The organism is Streptomyces sp. AJS327, from assembly GCF_013450295.1.
GTDB lineage: Bacteria > Actinomycetota > Actinomycetes > Streptomycetales > Streptomycetaceae > Streptomyces.
The window spans coordinates 1145834-1166732 of record NZ_SKBR01000002.1 but is presented as its reverse complement, the minus strand read 5'-3'; the positions used below and the strand labels follow the sequence as shown (position 1 = coordinate 1166732).

Annotated in this window: 16 protein-coding genes; 6 read left to right on the top strand and 10 right to left on the bottom strand. The window is 74.0% G+C overall.

Annotated elements, in window-relative coordinates; genetic code table 11:
* Nucleotides 1-327 precede the first annotated feature (327 nt).
* A complete protein-coding gene (locus tag E0L36_RS14670) occupies nt 328-2040 on the top strand; it encodes a PucR family transcriptional regulator ligand-binding domain-containing protein (protein ID WP_180929466.1) in 1713 nt (570 codons plus the stop codon).
* 86 nt (nt 2041-2126) lie between these two features.
* On the opposite strand, the gene E0L36_RS14665 is transcribed toward E0L36_RS14670, so the two are convergent.
* On the bottom strand, nt 2127-3185 hold the full coding sequence (locus tag E0L36_RS14665) for a LysR family transcriptional regulator (RefSeq protein WP_180929465.1): 1059 nt from the start codon (nt 3183-3185) through the stop codon (nt 2127-2129).
* Nucleotides 3186-3300: 115 nt separating this feature from the next.
* Between E0L36_RS14665 and E0L36_RS14660 the strand changes: the two genes are divergently transcribed.
* Complete coding sequence (locus E0L36_RS14660; RefSeq protein WP_180929464.1) at nt 3301-4341, top strand: EamA family transporter; 1041 nt, start codon at nt 3301-3303, stop codon at nt 4339-4341.
* A gap of 284 nt (nt 4342-4625) precedes the next feature.
* Here the strand turns inward: E0L36_RS14660 and E0L36_RS14655 are convergent, their stop codons facing one another.
* From E0L36_RS14655 to E0L36_RS14645, 3 genes are all read right to left on the bottom strand, one after another.
* Nucleotides 4626-5144, bottom strand: a complete 519-nt coding sequence (locus E0L36_RS14655) for a hypothetical protein (RefSeq protein WP_180929463.1) — start codon at nt 5142-5144, stop codon at nt 4626-4628.
* A 163-nt stretch (nt 5145-5307) separates the two neighbouring features.
* Entirely contained in the window at nt 5308-7641 is a 2334-nt protein-coding gene (locus tag E0L36_RS14650) for a hypothetical protein (protein ID WP_180929462.1), read from the bottom strand.
* 87 nt (nt 7642-7728) lie between these two features.
* Nucleotides 7729-8142: a hypothetical protein gene (locus tag E0L36_RS14645; RefSeq protein ID WP_180929461.1), complete on the bottom strand. Its 414-nt coding sequence runs from the start codon at nt 8140-8142 to the stop codon at nt 7729-7731.
* 581 nt (nt 8143-8723) lie between these two features.
* On the opposite strand from E0L36_RS14645, the gene E0L36_RS14640 reads away from it, so the two are divergent.
* On the top strand, nt 8724-9404 hold the full coding sequence (locus E0L36_RS14640) for a hypothetical protein (protein WP_180929460.1): 681 nt from the start codon (nt 8724-8726) through the stop codon (nt 9402-9404).
* 492 nt (nt 9405-9896) lie between these two features.
* The gene (locus E0L36_RS14635) at nt 9897-10661 is read left to right on the top strand and encodes a hypothetical protein (RefSeq protein ID WP_219636567.1); all 765 of its coding nucleotides are present in this window, start codon (nt 9897-9899) and stop codon (nt 10659-10661) included.
* Nucleotides 10662-10755: 94 nt separating this feature from the next.
* Here E0L36_RS14635 and E0L36_RS14630 read toward each other — a convergent pair whose 3' ends face one another.
* Entirely contained in the window at nt 10756-11550 is a 795-nt protein-coding gene (locus E0L36_RS14630) for a GntR family transcriptional regulator (RefSeq protein WP_258016167.1), read from the bottom strand.
* A gap of 280 nt (nt 11551-11830) precedes the next feature.
* On the opposite strand from E0L36_RS14630, the gene E0L36_RS14625 reads away from it, so the two are divergent.
* Together E0L36_RS14625 and E0L36_RS14620 are read left to right on the top strand one after the other, a co-directional pair.
* Complete coding sequence (locus E0L36_RS14625) at nt 11831-12667, top strand: (2Fe-2S)-binding protein (RefSeq protein ID WP_180929457.1); 837 nt, start codon at nt 11831-11833, stop codon at nt 12665-12667.
* Nucleotides 12668-12941: 274 nt separating this feature from the next.
* Entirely contained in the window at nt 12942-14117 is a 1176-nt protein-coding gene (locus tag E0L36_RS14620) for a DUF2637 domain-containing protein (RefSeq protein ID WP_180929456.1), read from the top strand.
* A 195-nt stretch (nt 14118-14312) separates the two neighbouring features.
* Here the strand turns inward: E0L36_RS14620 and E0L36_RS14615 are convergent, their stop codons facing one another.
* The 5 genes from E0L36_RS14615 to rsgA all read right to left on the bottom strand — a co-directional run bounded on the left by E0L36_RS14615 (nt 14313) and on the right by rsgA (nt 20702).
* Complete coding sequence (locus E0L36_RS14615; protein ID WP_180929455.1) at nt 14313-15032, bottom strand: hypothetical protein; 720 nt, start codon at nt 15030-15032, stop codon at nt 14313-14315.
* 161 nt (nt 15033-15193) lie between these two features.
* Nucleotides 15194-17068 (bottom strand): protein phosphatase 2C domain-containing protein, encoded by a 1875-nt coding sequence (locus E0L36_RS14610; protein ID WP_180929454.1) that lies wholly within the window; start codon nt 17066-17068, stop codon nt 15194-15196.
* A 136-nt stretch (nt 17069-17204) separates the two neighbouring features.
* Nucleotides 17205-17693 (bottom strand): methylated-DNA--[protein]-cysteine S-methyltransferase, encoded by a 489-nt coding sequence (locus E0L36_RS14605; RefSeq protein ID WP_180929453.1) that lies wholly within the window; start codon nt 17691-17693, stop codon nt 17205-17207.
* Nucleotides 17694-17790: 97 nt separating this feature from the next.
* Complete coding sequence (locus E0L36_RS14600) at nt 17791-19311, bottom strand: DNA-3-methyladenine glycosylase 2 family protein (RefSeq protein WP_180929452.1); 1521 nt, start codon at nt 19309-19311, stop codon at nt 17791-17793.
* Between the two features lie 158 nt (nt 19312-19469).
* Complete coding sequence (gene rsgA, locus E0L36_RS14595; protein WP_180929451.1) at nt 19470-20702, bottom strand: ribosome small subunit-dependent GTPase A; 1233 nt, start codon at nt 20700-20702, stop codon at nt 19470-19472.
* Nucleotides 20703-20899 lie beyond the last annotated feature (197 nt).

The window sequence follows — 20899 nt, the reverse complement described above, 5'->3', positions numbered from 1 at the left end:
AACGGCGGGGTGGTCCGGGCGGGTCGGCCGCCCGCCCGGAACCGGGTACGGAGCGGTGCGGGTGCTGTTCACCCGCCGCACGTCCAGTACACCGAGGTACGCCCCATCGGGTGCAGTCACCGAAACCATGAAGCCGGTAACCGGCCACCCCCGGTGTCTTGTAGATTCGAACGAAACCGGGGGACGCGGAAACCCGGCGGAATCCCCGCGTCCGGGGCCCGTGCCCCTCCGCACCCCCGGTCCGGCTCCGAGCCCACGGGGAAGGCCCTCGCGGAAACCACCACCAGTCCGCCACCCACCGGCGACGGCAGAACGGAAGGCCATCCGATGCGGCTGCGCACCCTGCTGGAGACCCGGTCGCTCGGGCTCCGCCTGCTCAGCGGGGACGAGGAGCTGGACCGCCCCGTACGCGGCGTGATGACCACCGACCTGCGCGACCCCAGCCGCTACCTCTCCGGCGGCGAACTGGTGCTCACCGGAATCGCCTGGCACCGCGAGGCCGCCGACTCCGAACCGTTCGTCCGCCGCCTGGTCGCCGCGGGCGTCGCCGGGCTGGCCGCCGGGGAGGCCGAACAGGGCGCGGTTCCGGACGACCTCGTCCAGGCGTGCGCCCGGCACCGGCTGCCACTCTTCTCCGTCTCCGAGGACGTCGCCTTCGCCAGCATCACCGAGCACATCCTGCGGCAGGTCTCCACCGAACGGGCGGGCGACCTCGCGGCCGTCGTCGACCGGCACCGGCGGCTGGTGGCCTCCGGGCCCACCGGCGGCGGACCGGAGGCCGTCCTGGACCTGCTCGGCTCCGACCTGGACCTCCGCGCCTGGGTCCTCTCCCCCACCGGACGCCAGATCGCCGGAGCGGACACCCCCCTGCCCCGGGCGACCCGGGCCGAACTGGCCGCAGCGCACCTGGCCGCCCACCACGGCGGACGCGCCGGGCCCCACCGCGCCACCGTGGACGGCGCCCCCTACTCCCTCTTCCCGGTCCACGCCGACACCCGACGGCACATCGCGCCCCGCCTCGCCGACTGGCTGCTGGTGGTGGCCGCGGACGCCGGGGAGTGGCCCGCCGAGCGGCGCGAACTCCTGACCCGCGTCACCCGGCTCATCGCGGAGGAACGCGAGCGCGGCGACGCGGCGCGCACCGTACGACGGGAGCTGGCGCGGGAGGTGCTGGAGCTGATCCAGAGCGGCGCGCCCCCCACGGAGATCGCCACCCGGCTCCGGGTGGCGAGCCCCGTCCTGCTGCCCGGCCACGACGCGGCGCCGCGCTGGCAGGTCGTGGTGGCGGGCGTCGCCTGGCGGCGGGGCGGCGCCGAGGACGGCCTGTCAGCGCGGGACCTGCTGGAGGAGGTCCTCACCGATCCGGCGGCCGCGGGCCCCGCGTCCGACCGCAACGCGGTGACGCACACCGGCGAGGAGGCGGTGGCGCTCGTCCCCCTCGACCCCCTCGCCCCCGGTAGCTCCGGCACCCCGGACGAGCCCGGCCCTGGCACCCCCGACGAGCCGCCCCCGGACGGGCCCGCGCCCGCCGGGTCGACCGCCACCGGCCTCGACGCGGGCGCACTCCGCGACGCCCTGCGGCCCGCCCTGGGGCACGGGCTCGGCGACGACGGCGGCCTCACCCTCGGGATCAGCGCCGTCGTCGACTCCGCGGAGGGGCTGCGCGGCGCGCTGGAGGAGGCCCGGCACGCCCGCCGCGTCGCGGCGGCCCACAGCGGGCCGGTCCGCGTCGCGGGACACGGCGAACTGGCCTCGCACGTCCTGCTGTTGCCGTTCGTCCCCGACGACGTCCGGCGCGCCTTCACCGCCCGGCTCCTGGACCCGCTGCACGCCTACGACCAGCGTCACCGCGCGGAACTCGTCGACACCCTCGACGCGTTCCTCACCGCCGACGGCTCCTGGACCCGCTGTGCCGCCCAACTCCACCTGCACGTCAACACCCTGCGCTACCGGATCGGCCGCATCGAGCAGCTGACCGGACGCGACCTCTCCCGCCTGGAGGACAAGCTCGACTTCTTCCTCGCCCTCCGCATGCGGTGACCACCCGGCGACGACCGCCCGGCGGACGGAACCGCGACCCGCGCGATGGACGGCACGACCGGACCGACGGCCCAACTCCCCGCGCCTCAGGCGGCGTCGGTCACCTCACCCACGCCCCGCCCCGGCACGCTCGCGACACCGGCGGCGTCCGGCCGGGCGTCGGCCGACGGGGCGCCCTCCACCGCGGGGCCGGGCACACCCGACGCCCACGCGGCCCCACCGGCGGACCCGGTGGTCCCGTCCGGAAAGAGCAGCCGCCACCGGTCACGCAGCACCCGCACCGTCTCCTCGATCGCGGGCCTGCGGCTGGCGCCCTCCCGCCACAGCGCGTACAGCCGCCGCACCGGAGTCGGCTCCAGCGGCAGCAGCGCCACCCCCACCGGCAGCGGCCCACTGCCCAGCCGGGGCACCAGCGCCACCCCGACTCCCGCCGCGACCAGGGCGACCTGCGTGTGGTACTCCGCCACCTCGTACGCGAGATCCGGCTCCCGGCCCGAGCCGCGCAGCATCCGCACCAGCCAGTCGTGGCAGACGGAACCGGGCGGCTGGCAGATCCACCGCTCCCCCACCAGGTCCTCGCCCCGCACCGCCTCCCGGTCCGCGAGCCGGTGTCCGGCGGGAACGACCACGGCGGAGACGTCCTCACCGATCGCCGCCCGCTCCACACCGTCCAGCCCCGGCAGCGGACTGATGTTCCAGTCGTGCACGATCGCCAGATCGATGACGCCCCGGGTGACCAGGTCGATCGAGTGGTGCGGGTCCACCTCCGACAACCGCACGTCCAACGCCGTGTGCTCACGCGCCAGTTGGGCCAGCACACCGGGCAACAGCCCCCGGGCGGCCGAGGCGAAGGCCCCGATGGCCAGCCTGCCCGCCGGACGTCCCCGCCGCCGCTCCAGCCCCGTCTCGGCCCGCTCCAGGATGCCCATCAACTGCTCGGCGGTGGCGGCGAGTTCCTCGGCGGCGTCGGTCAGCGCGATACCCCGGCCCCGGCGCTCCAGCAACGTGGTCCGGGTCTCCCGCTCCAACTTGGCGATCTGCTGCGACACCGCCGACGGGGTGTATCCCAGCGCGTCGGCCGCGGCCCCCACCGAACCGTGCACGGACACCGCGTGCAGCGCGCGCAGCCGGAACACATCGAGCACGACGCCCCCTTCGTCACTTCCCCGGCTCCGAGAACCGACTCCTGAACGCCGCTACATCCAACCATGTAGCAACCCGTGCTGGTGCGGCACCGGAGTTCTGACGATCCTCTACCCCATGCGCCCGATCCATATCGCCCTCGCCGTGCTCGTCGCGGCCCTGTGGGGAGCCAACTTCGTCGTCATCGAAGCGGGACTCGACCACTTCCCACCGCTGCTCTTCTGCGCCCTGCGCTTCCTCGCCGCCGCCGTGCCCGCCGTGTTCTTCATCGGCAAACCCCCGGTCGCCTGGCGCTGGATCATCGGCGTGGGACTGGTCCTGGGCGTCGCCAAGTTCGGGGTGCTGTTCATCGGCATGGACCAGGGCATGCCCGCCGGCCTGTCCTCGCTCGTCGTCCAGATCCAGGCCGTCTTCACCGCCGTCTTCGCCGCGTTCGTACTCGGTGAACGACCCGGCCGGATACGGATCGTCGGCATGACCATCGCGCTGTCCGGCATCGTGCTGGCCGCGGTGGACGAGGGCACCTCCGGGCCGGTCCTCGGCTTCACCCTGGTCATCGCCTCCGGCGCGGCCTGGGGCGTCTCCAACATCATGACCCGCAAGGCCTCCCCCTCGGACAGCCTGCGCTTCATGATCTGGGTCAGCACCATCCCGGTGCTCCCGCTCTTCGCCCTCTCCCTCATCTTCGAGGGACCCAGCGAGGGCCGCGAGGCGATCGCCTCCCTCGACTGGAGCGGTATCGGCGCCGTCGTCTACGTGGCCTGGGTGACCACGCTGTTCGGTTTCGCCGCCTGGGGCTTCCTGCTGCGCACCTACCACGCCTCCACCGTCGCCCCGTTCTCCCTGCTCGTCCCCGTCTTCGGGATGAGCTCCGCCGCGCTCCTGCTCGGCGAGAACATGAGCCTGCTCCAGTGGCCCGCCGCCGCGCTGCTCGTCGGCGGCGTCGCCCTCACCGTCCTCCAGCGCCGCCCCGCCCCCTCCACCCCCGGCGACGACACCCCAGCCGACGCCCCGGCCGACGGCACGAGCCCCGGCGCCGTGCCCCAGCCCACCGGCACCGCCCCCGCCGAGGAACCCACCCCGGCCCCCGCCCAGACCGCCACCGCCACCGCCACCGACGACCCCGACCCGGACGGCAGCCCCCGCGTCCCCTCCTGACCCACCCACGCCCACCCGTCGGCCGCCCCCACACCCGGGGCGGCCGCCGCCGTCTCAGCCGCACAACTCCACACCACCGAACCGGAGCCACCACCACGCCACCCCCAGGCCCGACGACAGACGGCCCACCCGCACCCCCACATCCGAACGCCCCTACTCCCGGGCCCTGTTGCCACATCGACCAGCCCCACCATCCGGCACCTGCCCCACATGGCACGAAACCCGACCGAGAACCGTAGAACCGCGGCAGGCAAGTCCCCACGACTACCCAGGGACGCCCCGCCTCAGGAACCCTTCTCCGGGGAGAACCTCACCTTTCCCGGATCCGTGAACTGCACCTTGTTCGTGCACTTCAAAAGACGCGTCGTCGTTCTCATGGACTTATTCACGATCTCCGCACGCGCCCGCTCGGACAGCCCCACCCGCTCCGTCAAACTCAACCGCAACGCAAACCTGTCCCCCTTCACCTTCCGCTCAAGATCCGGCCGCCGACAATCGACGACCAACTCCACCCGATCAAACCCCGACGCAGCCTGCACACGCCGATACACCACCTTCTCCCCGCCCTTCCAAGCGACATCAGAGGACCGCTCCGGCCCCCAGTTGTGCCGCAACGCGAACAGAGCCCTCTCCTTCTCATCAGTGATCCAGCAACTGATGAGATCGCGCTTGTGATTCTTCATCTGACCTAAGTAGGTGTCATTCTTTATCAGGAACAGAGACCCGTCCCTTTCGACACCACTAGGATGCTGAACCCTTTTCATCTTCTTCCTGATCTCAGGAAGGGAATCGATATCAAACACACGATTACAGTCCCTCCTCTCGATCCGCACCATATCCGGCCCAGGGGACGACGACTCACCCCCACCGTCAGGACTTCCCGAAGAACAGGCGGAAACCACACCGAACAAGACCCCACAGAATCCAACAACCAGCGGACGACGACGCCAGGACAAACCGCTGAACCTACTCATCATCCTTCACCTCATTGAATCCCCTACTGTAGGCGTTCTCAATTTCACTCCCGGCATTCGAGTACCACATTGCTACTCCTTCAGTCAGATGACCGTTGCCTGAAATATACGCGTTGAATGGTTCTTTCACGCGCTCCTTCCCGGCCTGAAGTACGTCAGAGCGCTCCCTCTTTGCTTCCAGATCTTCCTTCTTGTTGTGCTCGTCCGTCTGCTCCTGAAGTTTTTCGTCGATCTTGATTCCCTGCTGCGTCTCCACGGCACCGGTCACAGCCTCCACCAGAGGAACAGCGAAGGCTGCCCGCGCGCCCCCACCCAGGGCAACTTCAGTCACGGCCGACACCAAGCCCGCCCCCTGACTCCAGCCATATTTCTTCCATTCCGCCACCTTGGAAAATTCTCTCTCCTTATCTTCGTTGTTTCCTTCGGCCTCCTCCTTGATCGAGAGCACCCGCGCCCCATCCAGGATCCCATGTGCCTGAGCGTTTCCTGCGAACGCTTCGTGCAACACAGCATCGGCCTCCGGATTCATTCGAACCCTACTGGAGATGAACTCCGACTGAGCCGCTGAGAGTATGTCGTAACCTTTCTCCTCACCACCCACCACACGCATGAATTCGGTCGCATTCTGATGGTTCATCTTCCAGTCATTCTGTTCGGGGTCCCCGAAAGCGCGATTGTAGACCTCGACGTCCACCTCACTATTGCTCTCATTGGCGATCGACCAGGTCAGATAGTCCGTGTACCCGGCCCCCATGCGCGCGATGCTGTCCCCAAGATCCTGCCGCCCAGCTTTCTCGCTCTCATCGAAAAAATCGGGGTCGGCGGCCACGGTCTGGACGATCTGCCGCATGACGTTGGTGCTTTCAATCGAGCGGTCGAGACCCATGTCCGGGCGGTCGTAGGGGTGACCCAAGGTCGCCGCCTCCAGTGCGTGCCCGAACTCGTCGTACCCGCGCCCGCGTTCACCTGGGGCATGGGGGCCACCATCTGGCCATTCACGGTCCAGTAGGTATTGGAGGTTGGGGTTCACCTTTTCGGACTCTACTCCGAACCCCTTCTCGTAGAAGAGTTTTTGGGCGGCTTCAGGATTTCTCCCCAAGCCCTCCATGTAACCGGCCATCGGATCCATTCCACGGTCACTGCCTGCTCCGTAGTTGAGTGTGGAGTGGTAGCCGTCCGGGTTGTAGAACTCGACGAGACTTCCATCCTTTGCTGCCTTCTTGTCGAACTCTAGAAGCCCTTGAACCTTTTCACCGTCGTGCGTGTAGCCCTTCCCGTACTGATAGAGGAAGTCCTTGTCGTACTCCCCGTTCCGCATGAGGGAACTCATGATCTGGAACCCGTACGGCCCTGGCCTCGAGGAGCCTGAACCGCCCTGAGAGCCCAGGTTCGCGTCAGGGAAACGCTCACTGCCGAGCTTGATGACGTCGCGTTTCCACTCCTTCATTTCCCCTGTGTCAACCTGGGAGGCGGTAGCCAGAGTGAGGCCATAGAACTTCTGAAGCTTGGCCACTTCTTTGCGACGCTCTTCGTCGCCCCACCCGATGTCCGCGTTGCGTTGCCAGAACTGGAGGGCGCCGCGGGGGCCGAGGTCGGTCGCCATCTTCCCGGCGAAGTAGGGGTCGCCTTCGTGGCGGCGGAGGTAGGTGTTGGCGCGCTTCAGTTCCTCGGGGCTGAGTTCGCGGTGGTCGGTGGAGGCGAGTTTGACGAACGCGGCCGCCGCGCGGGACGCCTCCTCGCGGGCTTCCCTGGCCGCCGAGAAGGAGTTGGGGCCCGTCGAGTCGAAGCCTTGCCTGCGGCCGTTGGGGTCCTGCCGCAGGTACCAGCCGAGCGTTTCGTCCGTTTCGGTGGCGCGGTGCAGCACCTTCTGGATGGCGCTGTTGTACTCCCGGACGATCTCCGCGTAGTTCCGGCGCCGGGCCGCCGCGTCGGCGGCGTCGAGGTCGCTCTCTTCCTTGGGGTCGTAACTCACCTTGCCCTGGGCGTCGATGGTGAGGTTCTTGTCGGAGTCGATCTCTTCCTTGTAGCGCTGGAGAGTGCGCTGGCACTTCTTGAGGGTCTCGTGGGCGCCGTCCAGGACCCGGTGCACGTCGGCCGCCTCGCCGGCGGCGGCGTCGATCTGTCTGTCGACGTAGGTGAGTTTCTGGCGGGCGGCGTCCGCTGCCTTGCCATCCCAGTCGCCGCCGCTCAGGCCCTTGCCGACCTGCCGGGTGTAGGACCGTCCGATCTCCTTGAACTGTCCGGGGAGGGCGCGCCAGGCGGGCAGCGCGTCGTGTAACCGTGTGAGGTCGGCCTTGCGGAGCGCGTCATAGGTGACCATGTTCACGTTCTCCGATCCGTCGGGCCGGGGCGGCACCGGCTGGGGTGGGGCGGGCGTTCGACTGTGAGCCCACGGTCATTCCCGTGGCCGTGATCATTTCTTCTTCGGGTACTTGCCCGACTCGTCGTCCTCGTTCTTCTTGAAGTCACCGGCGGCCTTGCGGAGGGCGCGGGGCACGACCTCTCCGAGCTGCCGGTGCACATGGCGCGTCTGGGCGGTCCAGCGCTCCTCGAAGTCCTGGAAGGCGCTGGCGCAGGTGAATCCCGCCAGTCCGCCGCCGATCCGGCCCATGCGGCGCACAGCCTTGTCGTCGGCCGCGCGGAAGCTCTTGGCCAACGGCACGGCCTTGCCCGCCCGTTCGCGCAGGAGTTTCGGGTCGATCCGGAGTTTGTCGCCGGCGCCCGCGGAACCGCCGCCGTCCGCGGCGAGTTGGTTGAGCTGGGTACGGGCGGCGCGGTCCGCTTTGGCCGCCGCGACGTGCTGGGCCCACTGTTCGTCGAAGGACACTGCGTCCGTCTCTCCGGTTCTGCTCGCCGGGTGGTGCCGCACCGCCGGACGCGGTGTACGCACACGTCGGGCCACGTCCCCGTGCGCGTGAACTCCCCGTCGTGGTACGCGACATGGGTGCGCGCCAGGTCAACGCTCCCGTTCGGGCCCCACCGTTCCGTCCGCGTACGGCGGTCCGCTGGGGGGTAGGGCGCGCGGCCGTGGGGCGTCGGGGGTTCCGCGTCTGCGGCACGCGGCCACTCGTCCCGTGGTGGTTCGGTGCCGCGCGCGAGGATAGCCGCCGCCACCGGCTGAAACACCCTGGCTCGCCCCTCAGTTGACCGTCGGCGGCGGCCTGGGGCGAGGACCCCACGGTGGGGCGTGGAGGCGCGCGGCGGACCCATCCGTGTCCGGGACGTGTACGGCGGGGCGCGCCCGCGCGCTCGGCCGACGGTGTCGCCCGGACGGGGGATGGCGTTGACCGGTGTTCGGGAGGCGTGGTGCACTGGCCGGTCGCGTGTCCGGCCGATCTTCGGCCCGGTGACGCGACGGCACCGTCTCCGGAAGGGCGGCGGGCCGACGGCACGAGAGGGAGCTGTCCGTTGACGAAGCGCGCTGGGGGCTCGACGGCCCGCCCGACGTCCCTCGGTGTGCTCGGCGTTCTCGGGGTGCTCGGCGCCCTCGGACTGGGGCTCACGGGCTGCGGTCTCGGGGACGACGGGGACGCGGAGAAGCCGGACGCGACGAAGAGCGGCCCCTACGACCCGGCCAAGGCCGTCCGTACCAAGGCCGACGTGCGCGCGATGCTGCCGGGGGACGGGGAGGTCCCGGGCGGCTGGGAGGACGCTGTCGACGGTCCGAAGGCGCTCAGCGGCCACTACGCGGAGCGCTACTGCGGGAGCTGGGCCGGCAAGGGCTGCTCGAAGGCCCTGGTGATGGGTGAGACCTCGTACGCGTACGACGGCAACGTCAACTTCCGGATCCTCACCTTCGCGGACAAGTCCGCAGCCAGGGCGGCCTATCGCGGGGTGTTCGCGACCGAGGAGAGCACCGGCGAGCGCACCCCCGGCAAGGCGCAGCGGGTCGGCAGCGAGAGCAGGACGCTGCGCGCCTCCGGGGACCGGGCGGACGCCGTCACCATCCTGCGGGTGGGCACCGTCGTGGCGCGCGTGAACTCGTACCTGAACGGCCCGGGCCCGGACGGCGACGAGGTGGCCGCGATGCAGGCGGACCGTATCGCGCAGGTCCTGCGCGGCGAGAAGCCGACCGCGACCCTGCGCTGACCCCGCCCACCGCGCGCCGTCACCCCGCGTCACCGGGCAGGCGGACGGGGGAACGGCTGGACGCGCTCGTGCGGCGGCCGGTCAGCGGGTGAACGCGACTCCCCGGCCGCCGGACGGCTCCCCGGCCCCGGCCTGACGGCCGCCCCGACAGTCATCTCGCCCTCGGCATGGGGCCGTTCGGCGGGGACGTGGTTCCTTTCCCGGGGAGCGGGCCTCCCCTCCGGGACGGGACGTGACTCCCCCGGGGAGGGAACGGTTCCGTGCGTACGCACCCCGGGTCAGGTGGGGGCGGCGGGTATATGGAACCGAACCGGAGGGGGTGTGGACCGAGTTGGGTGGGCGTTCCAGCAGGACTTGTCAGAATCGGCTGCCGGGTAAAACCTTGTGAAGTGATTCACAGTTTCCTCTTGGCTGAGTACCGCTCGCCGTGCTGAGATTCCGGCACACCAGCTCAATGGCGCGCTAGGGGAGGGCACTGTGGCGGAGACCGCCATGTCAGGTTCGGTAGGGTCCGGTTCCGGGAAGGACGGCGATCCTGTCGGACACGCAATCTGGCGTCTTCGCTCTCGGGGCTGCTGGGTGGACGCGGCGGCCCTGCTGGAGCCCGCCGCTCCCGACAACGCCGACGCGGCGGTGCGCCGGGCGGCGCTGCTCGGTGAGGGCTGCATGTTCACCGGGACGGGCTGGGCCGAGGCGGAGGACGCGCTGCGCGCGGCCGAGGCGGTCGCCCGCACGGACGACGAACGGGCCGCCGCCGCCTGTGAGCGCGGTCATCTGGCGTACGCGGCCACGGTGTTGGGCGTCCGGGACCGTGCCGACGAGGCGCGGGCGGCGCTCGGCCGGTCGGCCGCGCTGCTCGCCCCGGCGGCGCGGGGGCGAGCGCTGCTGGACTTCCGGCGCGGGCTGCTCGCCGAGCATCTGAGCGAGAGTCCGCAGGCCGCCCGGGCCGCCTACCGCCGGGCGCACGCGGCGGCCTCCTCGCAGGGCGACACTCTGCTCTGCTCGTTCACCTGGCGCCAGCTGGCCGGGTTGGCGCTGCGCGACGGGGAACTCGCCGAGGCGCGGCACGGGTTCGAGGAGTCCCTGCGGCTGCGGGAGGAACTGGGCTTCCTGGTCGGTATCGCGCCCGCGCTCGCGGCGCTGGCCGAGGTCCGCCCGGAGGAGGAGGCGGCCCAGCTGCGGGAGGAGGCGGCCCGGTTGCTGCGGTTGCTGGGCAACGTCCCCGCCTGGCTGTCGGAGCAGTTGAACGCCGCCTGAACACCGTCGGTCCGGTACCGGTCGCGCGGCACGGCGCGGCCGGTGGGTGGGCGTGGGGTCCGCGCGGGGCGGATGCGCGGCGCCCCTCCCCCGGTCAGCCGGGGGTGAGGTGGGCGCGGGCGACGCGTTCGGCGGTGACGAGGTCGCGTTCGGCCAGCGCGTCGAGCAGCTCCACGTGCTCGGCGGCGCTGGCGAGCAGTTCGCTCGGGAAGGACGCGCGGTGCCCGAGGGGGGCGCGCGGCGACCCCAACGGCCTCCGGACGACGGCGCGTTGACCGCGCAGTCGCACCTCCTCGGCCACGGCGACGAGTTGCCGGTTGCCGGTGAGTTCCAGCAGCCCCCGGTGGAAGGCCCGGTCGGCGTCGGCGAACGCGGTGTGGTCGCCGCGCGCCGCCGCCGTGAGCGTGAGTTCGGCCAGCGGGCGCAGCGCGTCCCAGCTCTCCCTGGGGAGGGTGCGGGCCAGCGCGAGGACCGCCGGGATCTCCAGCATCGCCTGGACCTCGCCGAGTTCGGCGACGTCGCGCGGGCTGTGCTCGGCCACCCGGAAGCCCCTGTTGGGCACCGTCTCCACGGCCCCCTCGCCGGCGAGTTGCTGCATCGCCTCGCGTACGGGGGTGGCCGAGACGCCGAAGCGGGCGGCGAGCGCGGGCGCCGAGTAGACCTGGCCGGGGGCCAGGTCGCCGGTGAGCAGGGCCTCGCGTAGCGCGCCGAGCACCTGTGCGCGTACCGAGTGGCGGCGCGGCAACGGGACGCCGGGCGGGCGGGGTTCGCTGTGGACGTGCTCACCGCGCGCGTGCGGGCCGCCGGGGACGGTGGGCTGGTCGGCGCTCAGCGCGCCGGGCGGCGGGTGGGTGGCCCCGGCGCCCGGGGGGCCGTGGAGGCCGGTCATGGCGTGTGGCTCGGGCGGGGTCGCGGACCGCTCCGGTGGGCGTTCCGGGACTCCGGCCGCTCCCGGTGGCACGGCGCGCTCCCGCGCGCGGGGCTGTGCGGGGACACGGTGCGGGCGGGTGCTGTCCCGGGCTGCCCCTATGGGCCCCTCCGCGCGGGTCTGCTCCATCTGTCCCTCCAGGTGTCGCAGAGCACGATAGGCGGAGCGGGCCCGAGATCAAACCTCGATCTTGTCGGGTAAGGTAAGCCTTACCTGTCAACGTCGTCGATTCGGTGCCGCTATGACCGTGCTCGTCCATGCCGGTGTCCCCTCCGGTATCTCTCCCCTGACCGCCGCCTACGGGCGGCTGAGCGAGGTGCTCCCCGCCCTGCGGATCACCGTGGACGGCGCGCCCGCGACCGGCGAGGGCTGGGTGCGGGCCACCGAACTGGCCGCCGGGGAGGCCGCGTTCGAGGACTACCTCGCCCACGAGGCGGCGGAGACCGTCCGTGTCTACGGACAGCCGGGGCGGGGCGACGTGGTGGCGGGCTTCGGACTGCACCGCTACGCCTGGCCGCTCTGCCTGGCGATCACCCTGCCCTGGTTCCTCTCCCGCAGGGTGCCGCGGCTGCCCGCCGGGAACGTCGCCTTCCACCGGGAGTCCTGGCACCTCTCGCTCCGCGTCGACGAGTTCGCCTGCCTCCCGGACGATCCGGCCGCCGGGCGGGCGGACGCCCGCCCCGTCCGGGACGAGGAGGAGCTGCGGACCGCCGTACGGGAGGCGGTGGCCGAGCATCTGACGCCGCTGCTGGAGGCGTTCCGGCCACGGATGCGGCGCGGGACCAGCGCCATGTGGGGCGCGGTGACGGACGAGATCACCGAGGGCCTCTGGTACGTCGGCGGGCTGCTCGGCGAGGAGCCGCGCGCCGTGGCCGAGGCGGAGCGGCTGCTGCCGGGAAAGACCGCGCCGTACGCGCGGGGCGCCGCGTTCCGTGAGCTGACGGGGGCCTCGGGCGAGCGGCTGCGCACCCGGGACCGGGCCAGCTGCTGCCTCTACTACACGCTCCGCCCCGACGAGACCTGCGTGACCTGCCCCCGCACCTGTGACACCGAGCGGGTGCGGCGGCTCGACGGCTGAGCCCCGGGGGCCGCGCCGGACCCACCGTGCCCGGAACCGGACCCGGCCGGGCGGCACGGTGTCGCTCAGGGAGCCGCCGCTCGCCGTCCTGTTCGGGGCAGAACGCCCCAATCCCCGCCCACGAACGCCCCTTTGGCGGGCTCTTGGACCGAAATCCCCTGTGCCTGACGGCGTTTCCGTCAGGATGCTCGGCGACAGCGAAGCAAGCGAGCGCGAGCGCGGCGTCATGGTCCTGGCGTTCGGCCGGGACCGGCCGGGCGGCAGGGAAACTCCCATGGGATTGATGGAAACGCCGCTGAACTGGGTGGCGGCGGGCGCGGTGCTGCTCGCCGGTGCGCTGGCGGCGGTGGTCGTGATGGGGCGGGGGCGGAAGCGCGACACGGGCGGCGCGGCCGGAGAGCCCCAGGAGCGGATGGAGGAGCGCCACCGGCGCAAGGAGACCGTCTACGCCACGGCCGCCTATCTGCTGCTCTTTTGCTGCGCCGGGGTGGCCGCCGCGCTCTCCTTCCACGGCCTGGTCGGCTTCGGGAGGCAGAACCTCAACCTGTCCGGCGGCTGGGAGTACCTTGTGCCGTTCGGACTGGACGGTGCCGCGATGTTCTCGGCGGTGATCGCGGTGCGCGAGGCCAGCCACGGGGACGCCTCGCTCGGCTCCCGGCTGCTGGTGTGGACGTTCGCGGCCGCCGCGGCCTGGTTCAACTGGGTGCACGCGCCGCGCGGTGCGGGGCACGCCGGGGCGCCGGAGTTCTTCGCCGGGATGTCGCTGTCGGCGGCGATCCTCTTCGACCGGGCGCTGAAGCAGACCCGCCGTGCGGCCCTGCGGGAGCAGGGGCTGGTGCCGCGCCCGCTGCCGCAGATCCGGGTGGTGCGCTGGCTGCGGGCGCCCCGCGAGACGTACGGAGCCTGGTCGCTGATGCTGCTGGAGAACGTGCGCACGCTGGACGAGGCCGTCGACGAGGTGCGGGAGGAGCGGCGTCAGCGGGAGCAGGAGCGGGCCCAGCGCAAGGAGCACGCGCGGCTGGAGCGGGCCCAGGTCCGTGCCCTCAACCGGCAGCACCGGCTGTGGAGTTGGGGCGGGGCGAACCGGCGGACGGGGCTGTCGCCGGGCACGGCCGCCCAGCAGGGGGCGGGGCCGTCGGGCGGTACGGGTCCGGCGGAGGCACTGCCCCCGGCGCCGTCGGCGCGGGCGGCGCTGGAGCCCGCCACCGAGGACGAGGGTTCGGGCCGGTGGCACCGCGTCCACGGGACGGTGCCCGGCGCCCGCACGGAGCAGGACCGGCTGGGCGACCGCGCCGAGCGCGCTCCGGAGGAGCGGCGGGAGACGGCCGCCGAGCGCCGGGCGAAGCGGAGGGCGGCGGCCGAGTCCAGCGGGGCCTCCTCCGCTCCGCCGCACCCGCGGCTGGACTCGCTGGAGGAGAAACTCGCCGAGATCGAGAGGCAGTTCGGCTGAGCCCCGGGCACGACGCGCGCGCCGTGCCCGGACGTCCACGGCGCGGTTGGGCGCCACGGCCGAACGGGCCCTCTCGGCGCGGGCGCACGGGGAACGGCCACCCGGTGGCGTCCCCGGGGGCCTCAACGCGGGGGCGCGTGGGGCGGGTTGGGGACGTGCCAGGTGGCCGTGGGACGCTTCGGCGCCGGTTGGGGGTCAGCCCCGGGCGTAGGGGGCGCGGAAGGCGAGGTCCGCGTCGGCGTTCCGGGCGAGCCCCAACTCGGTGCGGCGCTCGGCCGGAAGGTCGAGGGCTGCTCGGTGCGCGAGGTGCAGCGCCACGTGTCCGGCGCGCAGATCGCCGCCGCCCAGGGCGGAGTTGAGGGCGACGGCGCCGCGCTGGGTGAGCATCGCGCGTCCGTCCAGCCGCAGTTCGCCGTCGGCGAGGAGCCGCGGCTTGCCCGGCATGAAGCGGGCCACGTCGGTGGCGCGGCCCGCGACGCGGGCCCGTACGGCGCCGGTCGAGAGGTCGATCTCGATGTTCCGCACCGGTACGCGCTTGCCCGCCTCCCCGCGCAGGATCAGCCCCCGCTCGTAGCGGAGGGTGCCGCCCAGCAGCCGGCCGTCCGCGATCCGCACCTCGCTGCCGGAGCGGAGCACCAGCGTCCCGGGCAGGGCGGTGTGTGAGCCGTCCGGGTTGACCATGCTCACCCGGGCCGTCCCCCACAGCACGGGGACCTGCCCGGACTGGGTGGACGTGGCCTCCAACGCCCCGGCGGCGCGGGCGGGGACGGCCCGGTCGGCGGCGAGCGCGGCGCCCGGCGCGCAGAGGGCGCCGGTGGCGAGGAGGACGCAGGCCACGGCGGTCGCGGGACGGCGGCGGGGACGGGGACGGGGTACCGGAGCGGACTGCCGTGGCTGGGGGGACGTCGCGGTCATGGCTTCCTTCCAGGGCGGGGACAGCGCGGAACGCCGGAGGCGTGACGGGCCGGGAGGGCCGGACCGCGCGGTGTTCCCCCCGTATTCCCCCCGGCCGCCGGGTGTCCGGCTCGCCGTCCGGGACGACCACCCGTACGGCTCACCTCCCCGAACGGGCCCGTTCAGCCCTCCCAGACGGCCACCGCCGAACGGTCCGCCGTGTGTCCCTCGACGGTCTCCCCGACCTCGGCGAGGAACCCGGCCAGCCCCGGAACGCCGCCGCCCGCCCAGCTCCCGGCCAGCCGGTCCGCGAACCACGGTGCGGCGCGCAGGGGTTCGGCGAGCCCGGCGCCACTCAGCAACAGGGTGTCGCCCGGCCGGGCGACCGGGGCGCGGAAGAGGAACGGCGCCTCGCCCGGGGTGTCGGCCTCCGCTCCGAGGGCGGCCGGTGGCCCGTTCCCCGCCACGGTGGGCGTCGGTGCCGGGTGCGCGCCGGTGCCGCCCGGGTCGGCCACCTCCCCGGGCCGTGCGGCTCCGCCGCCGGGCGCCGAGGTGACGCCGAGGTTCATCGTGGGGCGGGGGTCCGGTTCGAGGCCGTCGGCGTCCTGGCTGGCGGACGGCTCGATGTCCTGCCAGGCGCCGTCCCGCAGCCGGAACAGCCCTCCGGCGCCCCGTCCGAAGAACACCCGGATCTGGCAGCGGGGGTCGGCGGGCAGCAGCAGACAGCGCAGCCCGGCGGTGTACTCCGCGGCGGGCAGCCCGAGCGCCTCGGCCTGGGCGCGCAGCTTCCCGTAGCAGCGGTCGGTGAGCCGGGTCAGGCCCGCCTTGAGGGACCCGCGGCGGCCCGCCCGGATGTCCTCCGCCAGCCGCGCGTGGCTGCGCCCGACGGACTCCCCGATCGAGTAGCAGACGTCCCGGGCCGCGCGGTGGGCGGCGGGGGTGGGGGCGCCGGAGGCGAGCGCGACGAGCAGCAGGCCGCTGCCGCCGGTGCCGAAGCGGGCGGTGAGCACCGCGTCGCGGCGGGGCTCCCCGGCTTCGCGCGCGGCGTCGCCGCGCAGGGAGGCGACGCGGACGGTGAGGCCGCCCAGGGTGCCGCCGTCCAGCACGGTGTCGGGGACGAGTTCGGCCAGCGCGGCCGGGTCAGCGGGCGGCAGCGCGGCGGGGGTCGTCGCGGCGGCACCGGCTCCCCCGGCCGCGTCTGGACGGGCGGTCTCGCCGGGGGCGGCGCCGCCGGGGCCGATCCGCGGGAGGGAGGTGGTGCCGGTGCGCGGGTCGACGGAGGGCGGCGTCACGCTGGGCGCGGTCCAGTCCGTGCCCGTCCAGCTCACCTCGGGCGGGGCCGGAGTGCCGGGCAGCCCCGGTGTGTCCGGCACCTCGGGGCCACGGGGCACGCTCGGCCCGCCGGGCAGGTTCGGGGACTTGGGCAGGCCGGGCGCGTTCGGCGGGCCCGGTGCGCTGGGTGGCCCGGGAGTGGTGGGCAGGCCCGCGCCTCCCGGCCGCTCGGGGGCCGCCGGGGTCTCCTCCCGCAGGCCGAACACCGGGGTCGGCGGGTCCCCGGCCGGGGCCGCCCCGGCGAGGCCCACGCCGAGCGTCGGCCCGCCGGAGTCCGGTACGCCCGGCGGCGGGGCGCCGGGCCCGGGGTCCGGCGGCCCGCTCCCGGCGGCCTCGCCGGTCACCCGTGGAAAGGTCATCGTCCCCTCGGCACCGGGGGGTTCGGCCACGGGACGGACATCCGGCGCCCCGGAGGAGGGGCTTCCGGGGGACGGCGCTCCGGAGGAGGGGCCGCCCGGTTCCGGGCCCATCGCCGCGTCCCCGGGTGAGCCGGACGCGGCCGGGGCAGCGCCGGTGCGCGGGTCGGGGGCGCCCGGCGGATCCGTCGGATCCGGCCCGGCGGGCGCGGGCACGCCGCCGACGGTGCGTGTCACCGAGGCGAAGCGGTCGTCGATGGTGTCACCGGTGCGGGAACGGCCGGTGTCGGTGGTGTCCCCGTCGTACAGCTGGTTCCACCAGTCCTCGTCTCGCTCGGCCGGTGGGCGCCGCTCCCCCTGCTCGTCCATGCCCTCATTGTGTCGTGAGCGCGCGGCGGCGGAAGTCCGTACGCCGGATCCCGCCATGTTCCGGCCCGCGCCGCCCCGTCGGCCCCTCCGGGCGCGGCGGCCCCGGAGGCCCAACGGGCCCGCGACCGGGGCGTGTTCAGCAGGGCACGCCCTCCAGCTCCAGCAGCCGCCGCTTGCGGTCCAGGCCACCGGCGTACCCGGTGAGGGCGCCGGAGGCACCGATCACACGGTGACACGGGCGGACGATCAGCAGCGGGTTGGCCCCGACGGCGCCGCCCACCGCCCGCACCGCCCCGGGGGTGGCACCGGCCCGCGTGGCGAGGTCGCGGTAGCTGACCGTCTCGCCGTAGTCGAGAGCGTCCAGCGCCTCCCAGACGCGGCGGGTGAACTCAGGGGCGGGGGCGTGCAGTTCGAGCTGGAAGGCGGTGAGGTCCCCGGCGAAGTAGGCGTCCAGCTGCTCCCGGGCGGCGGCGAACGCCCGCTGGTCGTGGGTCCATTCGGGCAGCGGCTGGACCACGCCGCGACCCCGCTGGCCGGGGACGGTGACGGACGCCAGGGCGTGACCGTCCCCGGTCAGCAGCAGCTCGCCCAGCGGACTGGGGTGGGTGGTGTAGACGGTGCGCATGGTGCGGGTTCCCAACTGGTCGGACGGTGCGCGCGAGCGCGGTGCGAGGGCGGTGTGCGGACGGCACGAGGGCGGTCTGCGGGCGGTCTGCGTCAACTCAGCTCGTCTCGGGGGATGTTGGCGGCTGGGCGGCGTGCCAGAGGCAGTGCACGGCGTAGGAACGCCAGGGGCGCCAGCGCTCGCTGGCCGGGGCGGCGAGGCCGAGGGCGGTCAGCCCGTGCCGCACCCCGGCGTCGGCCGGGAGGAAGACGTCGGGGTCGCCCAGGGCCCGCATCCGGACGTAACCCGCCGTCCACGGCCCGACGCCGGGCAGGGCCCGCAGCCCCCGCGACGCCTCCTCCCGGTCGGCTCCGGGACCGAGCTGGACCGTTCCGGCGGCCAGCGCGGCGGCGACCGCGCGCAGCGCCCGGCGGCGCGAGTCCGGCATGCCCAGCTCCTCCAGCGGGGCCTCGGCGAGCGTCTCGGACGCGGGGAAGAGGTTGGTGAGCCCGCCGGCCGGCGCGGCGAGGGGCTTTCCGTACGCGGCGACGAGCCGCCCGGCCAGGGTGCGGGCGGCGCCGACCGACACCTGCTGGCCGAGCACCGCGCGGACCGCGAGTTCGGCGGGGTCGGCGGCGCCCGGTGACCGCAGTCCGGGCACGGCGTCGAGGACCGGGGCGAGGGCGCCGCCGGACAGCCGCTCGGCGACGGCGTACGGGTCCGCGTCGAGGTCGAACAGGGCGCGCAGCCGCCGCACCCCACTGGCGAGGTCGCGGGGGTCGGTCAGGTGGAGGCGGCAGTCGAGCCAGCCGCCCCGGCCGGGCTCGGCCGCGCTCCGCGGGTCGCCGCCCGCCTCCTCGACCTCGGCGGTGGCCGGGCCGTGGGGCAGCGCCAGCGTCCGGCGGTAGGTGCGGCCGCCGGGGGATCCGAGCACCTCCTCGACGCCGGGTACGGCCCGCCGCTCCAGGAAGCCGAAGACCTGCCCGTGCGCGTAGGGGCCGCGGTAGGCGAGCCGCAGCGGGATCGGCCCGCCGGGCACGGCGTCCCGTCCACGGTTCCCGGCGGGCCGGTGGCCGCCGTGCGCCGAGGCCGCCCGGAGGGCGCTCGGCGTGCGGCCGTAGACCTGCCGCACGGTGTCGTTGTACTGCCGGACGCTGGCGAAGCCCGCCGCGAACGCCACCTGGGTGCTGGGGAGTTCGGTGGTCTGGAGCAGCAGCCGCGCGGTGTGCGCCCGCTGGGCGCGGGCCAGTGCCACCGGCCCGGCCCCCAGTTCGGCGGTCAGCTGCCGCCGCAGCTGGCGGGCGCTGTACCCGAGCCGCGCCGCGAGCCCGGCGACTCCCTCCCGGTCGACGGCGCCGTCCGCGATGAGGCGCACGGCGCGGGCCACCACGTCCGCGCGGACGTTCCACTCCGGCGAGCCGGGCGTCGCGTCCGGGCGGCAGCGGCGGCAGGCGCGGAAGCCCGCGCCCTGCGCCGCGGCGGCGGTGGGGAAGAAGCGGACGTTCTCCCGCTTCGGGGTGACCGCGGGACAGCTCGGACGGCAGTAGATGCCCGTGGTGCGCACGCCGAGGAAGAACACCCCGTCGAACCGCGCGTCCCGGCCACGCACCGCCTCGTACCTGCTGTCCGCTGTCGTCATGCCCTCCAGTGTGCGGCGCGGGAGGGACGGCGACTGGCGGATATCGGACACCGTGCTCGGCGGGCGGGAGCGGGCCGTCCGCGACCAGCGGCGGGCGGGGGCCACGACGGTGCGGGCGGGGGCTGTCGGCGGACGGGCCCCTGGACGTGGCCTGGCCGCTAGGCGCGGTAGCCCGGGCCCCGCTTCCGTTCCATCATGTGGCGGCCGAACGCCTTGCGCCGCTTCATCGCCTGTTTCTGCTCCTGCCGGAGCCGGGCGTCGGCGAGCGCCGCGAGCCGCTGGTTCTCGCGCAGCAGCTTTCCGTAGCTCTCCAGCCGTCGTTCGGGCAGGGTGCCGTCCTCGACGGCGGCGAGCACCGCGCAGCCCGGTTCGTCACCGTGCTGGCAGTCCTGGAAGCGGCACTCCTCAGCGAGGGCGGCGATCTCGGAGAACGACTGCTCCACGCCGTCCTCGGCGTCCCACAGGCCGACCCCGCGCAGCCCCGGGGTGTCGATCAGCACGCCGCCGCCGGTGGCCGCGGGCAGCGGCAGCAGGTCCCGGGTGCTGGTGGTGTGCCGCCCCTTGCCGTCGCCGTCGCGGATCGCCTGGACTGTCTGCGGACCCCGGGCGGCGCGGCCGGGGCCGGCGCCCAGCAGGGCGTTGCTCAGTGTCGACTTGCCGACTCCGGACTGCCCGAGCAGCACCGTGGTGCCCCCGGCGATCGCGGCCCGCAGCTCGGGCAGCCCCCGGCCGGTCTCCGCGCTGACGGTCAGCACCGCGACGCCCGGTACGACCGCCCGTACGTCGGCGGCGAGGTGGGCCTCCGTCTCCGGGGCGGCCAGCAGGTCGGCCTTGGTCAGCACGACCAGCGGCTGCGCGCCGCTCGTCCACGCCAGCGAGACGAAGCGCTCCACCCGCCCGAGGTCCAGCTCGGCCGCGAGGGAGACGGCGATCAGCGCGTGGTCGACGTTGGCCGCGAGCACCTGCCCCTCGGAGCGGGTGGACGCGGTCGAGCGCAGGAAGGCGGTACGGCGCGGGAGCAGCGCGCGCACCACCGCCTCGCCGTCCGCGGCGAGTTCCAGCGCGGCCCAGTCGCCCGTGCACACCGCGCGGGTCTGGTCGGCGCCGGCCACCGGGTGGGTGGCCGCGCGGATCGGGCCGAGCGGGGTGATGGCGAGGCAGCGGGCGCCCCGGTCGACGCGGAGCACGCGGGCGGGGAGCAGTCCCTCGTCCTCGTAGGGGGAGAAGGCGTCCGCCACGTCCTCGTTCCAGCCGTACTCGCCGAGGCTGGTGAGCTCGGACTCGGCGGACTCGGCGCAGGTGTCCCCGGAGTCGGCGGCGGCGGACCCCCCGGGCAGGGGGTCAGTTGTGGTGGGGCGGGTGGGACGGGCGGACTCGATGGGTTCCGGCATGGCGGGATGTGCCCTTCACGAACGGTCCCGGTGCGGCGGTACGTCAGCCGACGGCCGGGGAGGACGGAGCGGTGGACCTCCGGAGAACGGGGTCCACGGCAGGGACGGTCGTCACGGTTCCCACCCCCTGTGTTCGGGGCCATCCGCGCCTCGTGGCGATGGCCGGCCTTCCGCCTGCGTACCGCAGCCTACGGCGC

Excerpts from the sequence above, each read along its gene's own strand:
- E0L36_RS14670 (WP_180929466.1), top strand. The coding sequence starts at position 328 with ATGCGGCTGCGCACCCTGCTGGAGACCCGGTCGCTCGGGCTCCGCCTG.
- E0L36_RS14660 (WP_180929464.1), top strand. The coding sequence starts at position 3,301 with ATGCGCCCGATCCATATCGCCCTCGCCGTGCTCGTCGCGGCCCTGTGG.
- E0L36_RS14635 (WP_219636567.1), top strand. The coding sequence starts at position 9,897 with ATGTCAGGTTCGGTAGGGTCCGGTTCCGGGAAGGACGGCGATCCTGTC.
- E0L36_RS14630 (WP_258016167.1), bottom strand. The coding sequence starts at position 11,550 with ATGACCGGCCTCCACGGCCCCCCGGGCGCCGGGGCCACCCACCCGCCG.
- E0L36_RS14625 (WP_180929457.1), top strand. The coding sequence starts at position 11,831 with ATGACCGTGCTCGTCCATGCCGGTGTCCCCTCCGGTATCTCTCCCCTG.
- E0L36_RS14620 (WP_180929456.1), top strand. The coding sequence starts at position 12,942 with ATGGGATTGATGGAAACGCCGCTGAACTGGGTGGCGGCGGGCGCGGTG.
- E0L36_RS14615 (WP_180929455.1), bottom strand. The coding sequence starts at position 15,032 with ATGACCGCGACGTCCCCCCAGCCACGGCAGTCCGCTCCGGTACCCCGT.
- E0L36_RS14610 (WP_180929454.1), bottom strand. The coding sequence starts at position 17,068 with ATGGACGAGCAGGGGGAGCGGCGCCCACCGGCCGAGCGAGACGAGGAC.
- E0L36_RS14605 (WP_180929453.1), bottom strand. The coding sequence starts at position 17,693 with ATGCGCACCGTCTACACCACCCACCCCAGTCCGCTGGGCGAGCTGCTG.
- E0L36_RS14600 (WP_180929452.1), bottom strand. The coding sequence starts at position 19,311 with ATGACGACAGCGGACAGCAGGTACGAGGCGGTGCGTGGCCGGGACGCG.
- rsgA (WP_180929451.1), bottom strand. The coding sequence starts at position 20,702 with ATGCCGGAACCCATCGAGTCCGCCCGTCCCACCCGCCCCACCACAACT.